The sequence below is a fragment of the Arthrobacter sp. YAF17 genome, assembly GCF_052113365.1.
GTDB lineage: Bacteria > Actinomycetota > Actinomycetes > Actinomycetales > Micrococcaceae > Arthrobacter.
Genome location: NZ_JBFRDB010000002.1, coordinates 1 through 13,347 on the forward strand (window position 1 = coordinate 1; position 13,347 = coordinate 13,347).

General features: G+C 63.3%; 7 protein-coding genes. 5 read left to right on the forward strand and 2 right to left on the reverse strand.

All coding sequences use genetic code 11. The annotated features are described in order from the left end of the window. Window positions 1-141: 141 nt before the first annotated feature. Together AB4Y67_RS03000 and AB4Y67_RS03005 are read right to left on the reverse strand one after the other, a co-directional pair. Window positions 142-588, reverse strand: a complete 447-nt coding sequence (locus tag AB4Y67_RS03000) for an aminoacyl-tRNA deacylase (RefSeq protein WP_441404508.1) — start codon at window positions 586-588, stop codon at window positions 142-144. 95 nt (window positions 589-683) lie between these two features. Continuing rightward, window positions 684-1,883 carry an acetyl-CoA C-acetyltransferase gene (locus AB4Y67_RS03005; protein WP_441404336.1) on the reverse strand — a complete coding sequence of 400 codons (1,200 nt, stop codon included), beginning with the start codon at window positions 1,881-1,883 and terminating at the stop codon, window positions 684-686. Between the two features lie 436 nt (window positions 1,884-2,319). Here AB4Y67_RS03005 and rpoB point away from each other — a divergent pair, with 436 nt between their 5' ends. The 5 genes from rpoB to fusA all read left to right on the forward strand — a co-directional run bounded on the left by rpoB (window position 2,320) and on the right by fusA (window position 13,300). After that, entirely contained in the window at window positions 2,320-5,835 is a 3,516-nt protein-coding gene (gene rpoB, locus AB4Y67_RS03010; RefSeq protein WP_441404337.1) for a DNA-directed RNA polymerase subunit beta, read from the forward strand. A 106-nt stretch (window positions 5,836-5,941) separates the two neighbouring features. Further along, complete coding sequence (locus AB4Y67_RS03015; protein WP_441404338.1) at window positions 5,942-9,841, forward strand: DNA-directed RNA polymerase subunit beta'; 3,900 nt, start codon at window positions 5,942-5,944, stop codon at window positions 9,839-9,841. Between the two features lie 428 nt (window positions 9,842-10,269). After that, window positions 10,270-10,644, forward strand: a complete 375-nt coding sequence (gene rpsL, locus AB4Y67_RS03020) for a 30S ribosomal protein S12 (protein WP_011692814.1) — start codon at window positions 10,270-10,272, stop codon at window positions 10,642-10,644. A gap of 1 nt (window position 10,645) precedes the next feature. Then, the gene (gene rpsG / locus AB4Y67_RS03025; protein WP_011692813.1) at window positions 10,646-11,116 is read left to right on the forward strand and encodes a 30S ribosomal protein S7; all 471 of its coding nucleotides are present in this window, start codon (window positions 10,646-10,648) and stop codon (window positions 11,114-11,116) included. Window positions 11,117-11,185: 69 nt separating this feature from the next. Beyond that, complete coding sequence (gene fusA, locus AB4Y67_RS03030; protein WP_441404339.1) at window positions 11,186-13,300, forward strand: elongation factor G; 2,115 nt, start codon at window positions 11,186-11,188, stop codon at window positions 13,298-13,300. The last annotated feature ends 47 nt before the right edge of the window (window positions 13,301-13,347 follow it).

Consider the following 13,347-nt stretch of genomic DNA (forward strand, 5'->3'; position numbering starts at 1 on the left):
GCAACGCGGGGTCACTTCCGGTCCGTCCCAGTGGGTGGGATGGGCCGGAAGTGACCCCGCGTTGTTTGTTAACCCGRCACGGTTAACCCGGCCGGGTCACAAAACCTCCGGTCCCATGGCCTGGCGCCTTACCGGCCGGGGTCAGTTCGGTTCGGAGATGTCGGCGACCACGGCACCGAGGGCGGCTGTCAATTCGTCGGCGTCCACGAACGCGCTGTAGCCGTGTTCGCCGGCGCCCATGGAAATCCGCCGGCCCGTGATGCTCCGGTCCGCGTAAACGGGCCAGGCCACGGTACTGCCGAGCGGGGTGATGGTGCCGCGCTCATAGCCCGTGGCGTCCAGTGCGACATCCGCCGCCGGGAGCGAGAGCTTGTTGACGCCGAGCAATGCCCGCAGCTTGGGCCAGGAGATCTGCCGGTCGCCAGGGATGAGGGCGAACAGGAAACTCCCGTCCTTGTGCTTGACCACCAGCGACTTCACGATATCCCCGGGCTGGATCCCCAGGATGTGCGCCGCCTCCTCGAGGCTGTTGGCGGCCAGCCGCTCGACGAGCCGGACGCGCAGGCCCCTAGCGGCGGCATCGGCCAGGAACCGCTCCCGGCCGGCGCCGTTGCGGCCGCCTTCACCGACGCAGCCAGCGCTGGCTGCGCCGCTGTCAGGAACTGCAGGCTCCTTCACGGTGCTCAGTCGCGGAACAGCAGGAGCGCTTCGCCCTGGCCGCCGCCGCCGCACAGGGAGACGGCAGCCTTGCCGGTGCCGCGCCGCTTCAGCTCGTGCGCCGCATGCAGGGCCAGCCGGGCGCCGGAAGCCCCGATCGGATGGCCCAGGGCGATCGCGCCGCCGTGGATGTTGCACTTCTCCAGCGGGTAGTCGAGGTCCTTGAGCGACTGGACGGCAACGGAGCCGAAGGCCTCGTTGATCTCGATGAAGTCCAGATCCGTGGCGGACCAGCCGGCCTTGTGTAATGCGTTCTGGATCGCGTTGGAGGGCTGAGAGTGCAGGGAGTTGTCCGGCCCGGCCACCTGCCCGGGCTTACCAACGACGGCGAGGTACTCGAGACCGTTGTCCTCGGCGAACTGCCGCGAGCTGAGCACGAGCGCGGAGGCGCCGTCGGACAGGGGAGAGGAGTTGCCGGCGGTGATGGTGCCGTCCGTAACGAACGCCGCCCGCAGGCCGGCCAGTGAGCCCACCGTGGTGTCCGGACGGATTCCTTCGTCGGCGGCCAGGGTGATCGGGTCGCCCTTGCGCTGCTTGACGCTGATCGGGGCGATTTCGCCGTCGAACACCCCGTCCTTGGCGGCGCGGGCAGCGCGCTGGTGGGACGCTGCCGCCACCTCGTCCTGGGATGCGCGGTCAATGCCCAGCGTGAGGTTCTTGGTCTCGGTGGACAGTCCCATGGACTGCCCGTCGAAGGCGTCGGTCAGCCCGTCATGGGCTGCGACATCGAGCGCCTGGATGGAGCCGTAGGTCCAGCCCTGCCGGGAGCCGGGGAGGATATGCGGTGCGCGGGTCATGGACTCCTGGCCGCCGGCGACCACCACCGTGGCGTCGCCGCTGCGGATCATCCGGGCGGCGTCAATCACCGCGGTCAGCCCGGACAGGCAGACCTTGTTGATGGTGACGGTGGGGACGTTCCAGCCGATGCCGGCGCCGATGGCACTCTGCCGGGCGGGGTTCTGGCCAGCCCCGGCCTGCAGCACCTGGCCCATGATCACCGAGTCCACCTGCTCGGCCTTCACTCCGCTGGCCGCCAGGGCCGCCCGGATGGCGTGGGCGCCGAGCTCCACCGCCGTGAAGCTGGCGAGCTGGCCGTTGAGGCGGCCCTGCGGAGTGCGGGCAGCGGCGAGGATGACAACATCATTGTTGTCTGCAGAGTTGCTCATGGTTATCTCTTCCGATCTTGGACGATGTACTTCAAGGTTATCGTGACCMCTGTCACGGAGCCATTTGGCGCCGGTAGCGCCTGCTGACCTGCCTGCGGCACCCGCTGCATCGCGGCCGCGATGTCCGCTCCCCATATACCCCATCCGGGCGCCGGACCCAGTGCTTGCAATCCCGGGCGAAGTGGGGTAGACAAGTAGGTTGCTTTGCCGTATCGTAGATATTTGCGTCTTCCCTGTTTACCTTCAGCCTTCATATAGCGGTGGGCTTAGCCTGGCTGCTGCGCCATCAATGTGCCGTCAACAACGGCACCATCATGGTCAGCGCGGGTCCCGGGTCATATAGCGGAACCGGACTGGTAGCACTGCGGAGTCACTTTCGCAGGGTGCATAGCGGGGGAGATCTGACAACGCCTGAAGGTCTGTGGAAGGATCCCTCTTGGTCGCCTCGAGCACCTCTAATGTAAACAACGCTACCGCTATCAATGCCGACAGCACCGACGGTGCAACCCGCCGGCTCTCATTCGCAAAGATTCACGAACCGCTTGACGTTCCGAATCTGCTTGCCCTGCAAACCGACAGCTTTGACTGGCTGGTCGGTAACGAACGCTGGCAGGCACGCGTAGCCAAGGCCGTCGAAGAAGGCGACCTCAGCGTCGCCACCTCCTCGGGTCTGTCCGACATCTTTGAAGAGATCTCCCCGATCGAGGATTTCCAGGGCACCATGTCCCTGAGCTTCTCCGAGCCGGAGTTCGCTGATCCGAAGTACACCATGGCTGAGTGCAAGGACCGGGACGCGACATACTCGGCTCCGCTGTACGTCAAGGCCGAATTCATGAACAACAACACGGGCGAAATCAAGCAGCAGACCGTGTTCATGGGTGACTTCCCGCTGATGACCGAGAAGGGCACCTTCGTCGTCAACGGCACCGAGCGTGTCGTTGTCTCCCAGCTGGTCCGCTCCCCGGGCGCCTACTTTGAGCGCACCGCCGACAAGACCAGCGACAAGGACATCTTCACCGCGAAGATCATCCCGTCCCGCGGCGCCTGGTTCGAACTCGAAATCGACAAGCGCGACCAGGTCGGCGTTCGCCTCGACCGCAAGCGCAAGCAGTCCGTCACGGTGCTGCTGAAGGCCCTCGGCTGGACCGAAGGCCAGATCCTCGAAGAGTTCGGCCAGTACGACTCCATGCGCGCAACGCTGGAGAAGGACGCCACCGAAACCCGCGAAGACGCCTTGCTGGACATCTACCGGAAGCTGCGACCGGGCGAGCCGCCCACGGTCGAGGCTGCCCAGTCCCTGCTGGACAACCTGTACTTCAACTCCAAGCGCTACGATCTGGCCAAGGTTGGCCGCTACAAGATCAACCGCAAGCTTGGCATCGACCGCTCCCTTGGCGACAAGGAAGCGTCTGTCCTGCACGTTGAAGACATCGTCGCCATGATCAAGTTCCTGGTTGCCCTGCACGCCGGTGAGAAGACCCTCACGGGCAAGCGCGACGGCGAGGACCACGAGCTCCGCGTTGAGATCGATGACATCGACCACTTCGGCAACCGCCGCATCCGCGCCGTCGGCGAGCTCATCGAGAACCAGGTCCGCACCGGCCTGTCCCGTATGGAGCGCGTCGTCCGCGAGCGTATGACGACCCAGGACGTCGAGGCCATCACGCCGCAGACGCTGATCAACATCCGCCCCGTCGTGGCAGCCATCAAGGAGTTCTTCGGAACCTCCCAGCTGTCCCAGTTCATGGACCAGAACAACCCGCTGTCGGGTCTGACCCACAAGCGCCGTCTGTCGGCGCTTGGCCCGGGTGGTCTGTCCCGTGACCGTGCAGGCATGGAAGTCCGAGACGTCCACCCGTCCCACTACGGACGTATGTGCCCCATCGAAACTCCTGAAGGCCCGAACATTGGTCTGATCGGTTCGCTGGCTTCCTACGGACGCATCAACCCGTTCGGCTTCATCGAGACCCCGTACCGCCTCGTGGCCGAGGGTGTTGTCTCCGATGAGGTCCAGTACCTCACCGCCGACGACGAAGCAGAGGTCCTGATTGCACAGGCCAACGCTCCGCTCGATGCGAACAAGAAGTTCGCCGAAGAGACCGTCCTCGTCCGTGCCCGCGGTGGTGGAGGCGAGCCCGTGCTGGTTCCCGCCGCCGACGTCGAGTTCATGGACGTTTCCCCGCGCCAGATGGTGTCCGTGGCTACGGCCCTGATCCCGTTCCTCGAGCATGACGATGCAAACCGCGCACTCATGGGTGCCAACATGCAGCGCCAGGCCGTGCCGCTGGTCCGTTCCGAGGCGCCGTTCGTCGGTACCGGCATGGAACGCGCCGCAGCTGTCGACGCCGGTGACGTCACCATCGCGAAGAAGGCCGGTGTGGTCACGGAGGTCTCCGCTGAACTCGTCATCGTGCTCAACGACGACGGTACGGAAACCAACTACCGCATCAACAAGTTCGCCCGCTCCAACCAGGGCAACTGCTACAACAACCGTGTCCTGGTGAACGAAGGCCAGCGCCTGGAGGTCGGCGGCATCATCGCTGACGGCCCGGCGACGGACCAGGGCGAGCTCGCCCTCGGTAAGAACCTCCTCGTGGCATTCATGTCATGGGAAGGCCACAACTTCGAGGACGCCATCATCCTCTCGCAGCGCATTGTTGCCGAGGACGTTCTTTCCTCCATCCACATCGAGGAGCACGAGATCGATGCCCGCGACACCAAGCTTGGTGCCGAGGAAATCACCCGTGACATCCCCAACGTGTCCGAGGAAGTCCTGGCAGGCCTCGACGAGCGCGGCATCATCCACATCGGTGCCGAGGTCGAAGCCGGCGACATCCTGGTCGGAAAGGTCACGCCCAAGGGCGAGACCGAGCTGACCCCGGAAGAGCGCCTGCTGCGCGCCATCTTCGGTGAGAAGTCCCGCGAAGTGCGCGACACGTCCCTGAAGGTTCCGCACGGCGAGTCCGGCACCGTCATCGGCGTCCGCGTCTTCGACCGCGACAACGACGACGAGCTGCCCCCGGGCGTCAACCAGCTGGTCCGCGTCTACGTCGCTGCCAAGCGCAAGATCACCGACGGCGACAAGCTCGCCGGCCGTCACGGCAACAAGGGTGTTATCTCCAAGATCCTCCCGATCGAGGACATGCCCTTCCTTGCCGACGGTACCCCCGTTGATATCGTCCTGAACCCGCTGGGTGTCCCGGGCCGTATGAACGTCGGCCAGGTGCTGGAAACGCACCTCGGCTGGGTTGCCAAGACCGGCTGGAAGATCGAAGGCGAGCCCGAGTGGGTCAAGCAGCTGCCGAACCTGCCGCGCGAGAGTGGCTCGACCACTGTTGCAACGCCGGTCTTCGACGGTGCACGCGAAGAGGAAATCACTGGTCTCCTCGACTCCACCAACGTCACCCGCGACGGCGTCCGCCTGATCAACTCCTCAGGCAAGACCCGCCTGTTCGACGGCCGCTCCGGCGAGCCGTTCCCGGATCCGATCTCGGTCGGCTACATGTACATCCTGAAGCTCCACCACCTGGTGGACGACAAGATCCACGCGCGCTCCACCGGCCCGTACTCCATGATCACGCAGCAGCCGCTGGGTGGTAAGGCACAGTTCGGTGGCCAGCGCTTCGGTGAAATGGAAGTGTGGGCGCTCGAAGCTTACGGCGCCGCCTACACGCTCCAGGAGCTCCTCACGATCAAGTCGGATGACATCCATGGTCGTGTGAAGGTCTACGAAGCCATCGTCAAGGGCGAGAACATCCCGGAGCCGGGCGTTCCTGAGTCCTTCAAGGTCTTGATCAAGGAAATGCAGTCGCTGTGCCTGAACGTGGAAGTTCTTTCCACGGACGGAACCACAATTGAAATGCGTGACTCTGATGACGCAGTCTTCACGGCTGCGGAAGAACTGGGCATCGATCTGTCTCGTGCAGAGCCCAGTTCCGTAGAAGAGGTTTAGCAAGGGGGCTTACGACGGCGGGTTCGCCCCCGCCGTCGTAAGCAACCTCCCTCTTCCCGTAACCCAAGACTTCAGAATTTAGAGAACAAGAGAGAACAGGGACCATATGTCCAGCGAATCCTCCTTCGGCCTCATGCAGATCGGCCTCGCCACCGCGGAAGACATCCGTGGCTGGTCTTACGGCGAGGTTAAGAAGCCGGAAACCATCAACTACCGCACGCTCAAGCCCGAGAAGGACGGCCTCTTCTGCGAGAAGATCTTCGGCCCGTCCCGCGACTGGGAATGCTACTGCGGCAAGTACAAGCGCGTGCGCTTCAAGGGCATCATCTGTGAGCGGTGTGGCGTTGAGGTCACCCGCGCAAAGGTCCGCCGTGAGCGCATGGGCCACATCGAGCTGGCCGCCCCGGTCACGCACATCTGGTACTTCAAGGGTGTTCCGTCCCGCCTGGGCTACCTCCTTGACCTGGCACCGAAGGACCTCGAAAAGGTCATCTACTTCGCCGCCTACATGATCACGAGCGTCGACGCCGACAGCCGCCACGAAGAACTGCCCAACCTCCAGGTTGAGCACGACATCGAGAAGAAGCAGCTGATCGACAACCGCGACTCGGACATCGCCACGATCGCCCGCGACCTCGAGAACGAGCTTGCCCGTCTCGAAGGCGAAGGCGCCAAGGCTGCCGACAAGAAGAAGGCCCGCGACTCCGCTGACCGCCAGATGGCCAACGTCCGCAAGCGCGCGGATGCTGAGATCGAGCGCCTCGAGCAGGTCTGGGACCGCTTCAAGAACCTCAAGGTCGCTGACCTCGAAGGTGACGAAGGCCTGTACCGCGAACTGCGTGACCGCTACGGCATGTACTTCGAAGGCTCCATGGGTGCCGAGGCCATCAAGAAGCGTCTTGAGAACTTCGACATGCAGGCCGAGTCGGACATGCTCCGCGACATCATCGCCAACGGCAAGGGCCAGCGCAAGACCCGCGCCCTGAAGCGGCTCAAGGTGGTCAACGCGTTCCTGACCACCAACAACAGCCCGCTCGGCATGGTGCTGGACGCCGTCCCGGTGATCCCGCCGGAACTGCGCCCGATGGTCCAGCTGGACGGTGGCCGCTTCGCGACCTCCGACCTCAACGACCTCTACCGCCGCGTGATCAACCGCAACAACCGTCTCAAGCGACTGCTTGATCTCGGTGCTCCGGAGATCATCGTCAACAACGAGAAGCGCATGCTTCAGGAAGCTGTTGACAGCCTCTTCGACAACGGCCGCCGCGGCCGTCCGGTCACCGGACCTGGCAACCGTCCGCTGAAGTCCCTGAGCGACATGCTCAAGGGCAAGCAGGGTCGTTTCCGCCAGAACCTCCTGGGTAAGCGCGTTGACTACTCGGGCCGTTCGGTTATCGTCGTCGGCCCGCAGCTGAAGCTGCACCAGTGTGGTCTGCCGAAGCAGATGGCGCTGGAGCTCTTCAAGCCGTTCGTGATGAAGCGCCTGGTTGACCTCAACCACGCGCAGAACATCAAGTCGGCCAAGCGTATGGTCGAGCGCTACCGCCCGCAGGTCTGGGATGTTCTCGAAGAGATCATCACCGAGCACCCCGTTCTGCTGAACCGTGCACCTACCCTGCACCGTCTCGGCATCCAGGCGTTCGAACCGCAGCTTGTTGAAGGTAAGGCAATCCAGCTTCACCCGCTGGTTTGTGGCGCCTTCAACGCCGACTTCGACGGCGACCAGATGGCAGTTCACCTGCCGCTGAGCCCCGAGGCCCAGGCTGAAGCCCGCATCCTGATGCTGTCCTCGAACAACATCCTGAAGCCGTCTGACGGCCGCCCGGTGACGCTGCCTTCGCAGGATATGATCATCGGCCTCTACCACCTGACCACCAAGCGTGTTGGTTCAGCTGGCGAGGGCCGGATCTTCTCCTCCGTCTCGGAAGCCATCATGGCGTACGACCTGCACGAGCTGCACCTGAACTCCCAGGTCAAGATCCGGCTTGAGGGCTTTGTCCCCTACGCCGGCTGGGAAGCTCCGGAAGGCTGGGAGCCGGGTCAGACCGTGCTCGTCCAGACCTCCCTGGGCCAGGTCCTGTTCAACGAGACGCTGCCCGAGGATTACCCCTGGGTTGAGGATGTTGCCGACAAGGGCGAACTGTCCCGGATCGTCAACGACCTGGCCGAGCGCTACCCGAAGGTGGTCACGGCGGCGACGCTGGACAACCTGAAGGATGCCGGTTTCTACTGGGCCACCCGGTCCGGCGTCACCGTCGCCATCTCCGACATCGAGGTGCCCCAGGACAAGCCGCGGATCCTCGCCGGCTACGAGACCATGGCTGCCAAGATCCAGGGCCAGTACGACAAGGGCCTGATCGACGACGACGAGCGTCGCCAGGAACTGATCGAAATCTGGAACAAGGCCACGAACGAGATCGCCCAGGCGATGCGTGACAGCCTCTCCCCGATGAACACCATCAACCGCATGGTGTCCTCCGGTGCACGTGGTAACTGGATGCAGGTCCGCCAGATTGCGGGTATCCGTGGCCTGGTGGCCAACCCTAAGGGCGAGATCATCCCGCGTCCGATCAAGTCCTCCTACCGCGAGGGCCTGTCGGTGCTGGAATACTTCATCGCCACGCACGGTGCCCGTAAGGGTCTGGCTGACACCGCGCTGCGTACCGCCAACTCGGGTTACCTGACCCGTCGCCTGGTGGACGTGTCGCAGGACGTCATCGTCCGTGAAGAGGACTGCGGCACCGAGCGTGGTCTCATGACCGCCATCGCCGTCGCAGACTCCAACGGCGAGCTGGTCCTGGACGAGAACGTCGAGAACAGCGCGTACGCCCGCACCCTGGCCGTGGACGTCGTTGACGCCAAGGGCAAGGTCCTGGCAGCAGGCGGCACCGACTGCGGCGACGTCGTCATTGCCGAACTGTTCGCAGCCGGCATCACCGAGGTCAAGGTCCGCTCCGTACTCACCTGTGAGTCCAGCGTCGGCACCTGCGCCCTGTGCTACGGCCGTTCGCTGGCCACGGGCAAGACCGTCGACATCGGTGAGGCAGTCGGCATCATCGCCGCGCAGTCCATCGGTGAGCCGGGTACCCAGCTGACCATGCGTACGTTCCACACCGGTGGTGCTGTTTCCTCCAGCGGTGGCGACGACATCACCCAGGGTCTGCCCCGTATCCAGGAGCTTTTCGAAGCCCGTACTCCGAAGGGTGTCGCACCGATTGCTGAAGCAGCCGGCCGCATCACCATCGAAGAGTCCGAGCGCCAGATGCGCCTGGTCATCACCCCGGATGACGGATCCGAAGAGATCGCTTACCCGGTCCTGCGCCGTTCACGTCTTCTCATCGAAGACGGCGAGCACGTCAGCGTCGGCCAGAAGCTCATCAACGGCCCGGTCGACCCCAAGCAGGTTCTGCGCATCATGGGCCCCCGTGCCGCGCAGAAGTTCCTGGTGGACGAGGTCCAGGGCGTGTACCGCAGCCAGGGCATCGGTATCCACGACAAGCACGTCGAGGTTATCGTCCGCCAGATGCTGCGCCGCGTCACGGTCATCGAGTCCGGCGAATCGGACCTGCTGCCCGGCGAGCTCGCCGAGCGCAGCCGCTTCGAAGATGCCAACCGCCGTGTTGTGTCCGAGGGCAAGACGCCGGCTTCCGGCCGTCCCGAGCTCATGGGCATCACGAAGGCGTCCCTGGCGACCGAGTCCTGGCTGTCCGCAGCTTCCTTCCAGGAGACCACCCGCGTCCTGACGCAGGCGGCCATGGAAGGCAAGAGCGATCCGCTGCTCGGCCTCAAGGAAAACGTCATCATCGGTAAGCTCATCCCGGCCGGCACGGGTCTCCCGCGCTACACCGAGGTCACCGTGGAGCCCACTGAAGAAGCAAAGGCCAACCTGTTCACCGGCCCCAGCGCGTTCAGTGACTTCTCCTACGATTCCCTGGGCGGCGACGGAGCTCCTGAGTTCCACGCCATCCCGCTGGATGACTACGACCTGGGCAGCGACTTCCGCTAACGGCTAAACGGCAACGCGGGGTCACTTACGGCCCAATCCGCACCTCGGATTGGGCTCAAAGTGACCCCGCGTTGCTGTTTAAGGGAGGCCCCGGAGGGGCTTGGTTCCGCGCCGATTAAGGGCTGGGACCCGTCCGTGTTAGACTTGAGACTAATTGTTATTGTGGCAGTGGATGAGTGCGCCGGTTGCAGCCGATAGGTTCAACCAGGACGACGTTTCCGGTTTGCAGGGTTTCTGTGCAACGTATGCCACATTTTCGCATGCCTAGGGGCAATTCGGGATGGAAGTCCGCGGATCCCGGCGTGTGGTCCGACTATTAAGGCTTCGCCTCAGCTGCTCTGGAGAGAACTTCAAAGCTCGAGCGGCGGGGCGCAGCGACAAGAGAGCGGCTGCCAACGGCCGCTCCGGATAAAACGGAGAACACGAGAGTGCCTACGATTAACCAGCTGGTCCGCAAGGGCCGCACGCCTAAGGTCAAGAAGACCAAGGCTCCCGCGCTTAACGGCAGCCCGATGCGCCGCGGTGTTTGCACCCGCGTGTACACGACGACCCCGAAGAAGCCGAACTCGGCTCTGCGTAAGGTTGCACGTGTGCGCCTCAACGGTGGCGTTGAAGTCACTGCTTACATCCCCGGTGTAGGCCACAACCTGCAGGAGCACTCCATTGTGCTCGTCCGTGGCGGCCGCGTTAAGGACCTTCCGGGTGTCCGCTACAAGATCGTCCGTGGCGCCCTCGATACCCAGGGTGTCAAGAACCGTAAGCAGGCTCGTAGCCGCTACGGCGCAAAGATGGAGAAGAAGTAATATGCCTCGCAAGGGTCCGGCCCCCAAGCGGCCGCTAGTTCTAGATCCCGTTTACGGCTCCCCGCTGGTCACCCAGCTGATCAACAAGGTGCTCGTTGACGGCAAGAAGTCCACCGCCGAGCGCATCGTCTACGGTGCACTCGAAGGTGCTCGTGCCAAGTCCGGCGGCGACCCGGTTGCAGCCCTCAAGAAGGCCATGGAGAACGTCAAGCCTTCCCTCGAGGTCCGCTCCCGCCGCGTCGGTGGCGCCACCTACCAGGTTCCGGTTGAGGTCAAGCCGGGTCGCTCCACCGCCCTCGCTCTGCGCTGGCTGGTTGGCTACTCCAAGGCCCGCCGCGAGAAGACCATGACCGAGCGCCTCCAGAACGAAATCCTGGATGCCTCCAACGGTCTCGGTGCCGCTGTGAAGCGTCGCGAAGACACCCACAAGATGGCCGAGTCCAACAAGGCCTTCGCACACTACCGCTGGTAATACTTCCCGGACGCCGCCGGCTCAACAGAGCCGGCGGCGAACGTGCAGTCCATCCGAAAGGGAGACACCGTGGCACAGGACGTGCTTACCGACCTTAGCAAGGTCCGCAATATCGGCATCATGGCCCACATTGATGCCGGCAAGACCACTACTACCGAGCGCATCCTGTTCTACACGGGTGTGAACCACAAGATCGGCGAAACGCACGACGGCGCTTCGACGACTGACTGGATGGAACAGGAAAAGGAACGCGGCATCACCATCACGTCTGCCGCCGTGACCTGCTTCTGGGAAAACAACCAGATCAACATCATTGACACCCCCGGCCACGTGGACTTCACGGTTGAGGTTGAGCGCTCCCTGCGCGTCCTCGACGGTGCAGTTGCCGTGTTCGATGGCAAGGAAGGCGTGGAGCCGCAGTCTGAAACTGTTTGGCGCCAGGCCGACAAGTACAACGTCCCGCGCATCTGCTTCGTCAACAAGATGGACAAGCTCGGCGCTGACTTCTACTTCACCGTCGACACCATCATCAGCCGCCTCGGTGCCAAGCCGCTCGTCATGCAGCTGCCGATCGGCGCCGAGAACGACTTCATCGGCGTCGTCGACCTGCTTTACATGCGCGCACTGGTCTGGCCCGGCGACTCCAAGGGTGACGTCACCATGGGTGCCAAGTACGAGATCCAGGAGATCCCGGCTGACCTCAAGGAAAAGGCTGAAGAGTACCGCGCAACGCTCATTGAGACCGTTGCAGAGTCCTCCGAAGAGCTCATGGAGAAGTACCTCGAAGGCGAAGAAATCTCCGAGGACGAGCTCAAGGCCGGCATCCGCAAGATGACGATCAACTCCGAGCTGTACCCGGTCTTCTGTGGCTCCGCGTTCAAGAACCGCGGCGTTCAGCCGATGCTTGACGCCGTTGTGGACTACCTGCCGAACCCGCTCGACGTCCCGCCGATGATCGGTCACGATCCCCGCGACGAAGAGAAGGAACTGACGCGCAAGCCGTCTTCCGAAGAGCCGTTCTCGGCTCTGGCGTTCAAGATTGCCACGCACCCGTTCTTCGGTCAGCTCACCTTCATCCGCGTGTACTCCGGTCACGTCGAAGCAGGCTCCCAGGTGGTCAACTCCACGAAGGGCAAGAAGGAGCGCATCGGCAAACTGTTCCAGATGCACGCCAACAAGGAAATGCCGGTTGACGGCGCTACTGCTGGCCACATCTACGCAGCGATCGGTTTGAAGGATACGACCACGGGCGACACTCTGTGCGATTCCAGCAACCAGATCGTCCTCGAGTCCATGAGCTTCCCGGAGCCCGTGATCTCGGTTGCGATCGAGCCGAACACCAAGGGTGACCAGGAGAAGCTCTCTACGGCCATCCAGAAGCTCTCCGCTGAGGACCCGACCTTCCAGGTCTCCCTCAACGAAGACACCGGCCAGACGATCATCGCCGGCATGGGCGAGCTCCACCTGGACATCCTGGTGGACCGCATGCGCCGCGAATTCAAGGTCGAGGCAAACGTGGGCAAGCCCCAGGTTGCGTACCGCGAAACCATCAAGCGTGCTGTAGAGCGTCACGACTACACGCACAAGAAGCAGACCGGTGGTTCCGGCCAGTTCGCAAAGATCCAGATTGCGATCGAGCCGCTGGACACGTCCGATGGCGAGATGTACGAGTTCTCGAACAAGGTCACCGGTGGACGTATTCCGCGCGAATACATCCCGTCGGTTGACGCCGGTATCCAGGATGCGCTGAACGACGGCGTCCTGGCTGGCTACCCGGTTGTCGGCATCAAGGCCACGCTGATTGACGGCGCGTACCACGATGTTGACTCCTCGGAAATGGCGTTCAAGATTGCCGGCCGTATGGCTTTCAAGGAAGCCGCACGCAAGGCGAACCCTGTCCTGCTCGAACCGCTGATGGATGTCGAGGTCCGCACCCCTGAGGAATACATGGGTGAAGTTATCGGTGACCTCAACTCCCGCCGTGGCCAGATGCAGTCCATGGAAGATGCCCAGGGCGTCAAGGTTATCCGTGCGCACGTCCCGCTGTCCGGCATGTTCGGCTACATCGGTGACCTGCGTTCGAAGACCCAGGGCCGCGCTGTGTACTCCATGACTTTCCACAGCTACGCCGAGGTCCCGAAGGCTTACGCCGACGAGATCATCCAGAAGAACCGCGGCGAGTAGTCTCCACGACTGTCGCAGCAACAAACTCGGGTGCTTCTCCGACATCG

What these genes read in the sequence shown, in the direction of transcription:
- AB4Y67_RS03005 (WP_441404336.1), bottom strand. Translation starts at nt 1,883, where the DNA reads ATGAGCAACTCTGCAGACAACAATGATGTTGTCATCCTCGCCGCTGCC.
- AB4Y67_RS03015 (WP_441404338.1), top strand. Translation starts at nt 5,942, where the DNA reads ATGTCCAGCGAATCCTCCTTCGGCCTCATGCAGATCGGCCTCGCCACC.
- rpsG (WP_011692813.1), top strand. Translation starts at nt 10,646, where the DNA reads ATGCCTCGCAAGGGTCCGGCCCCCAAGCGGCCGCTAGTTCTAGATCCC.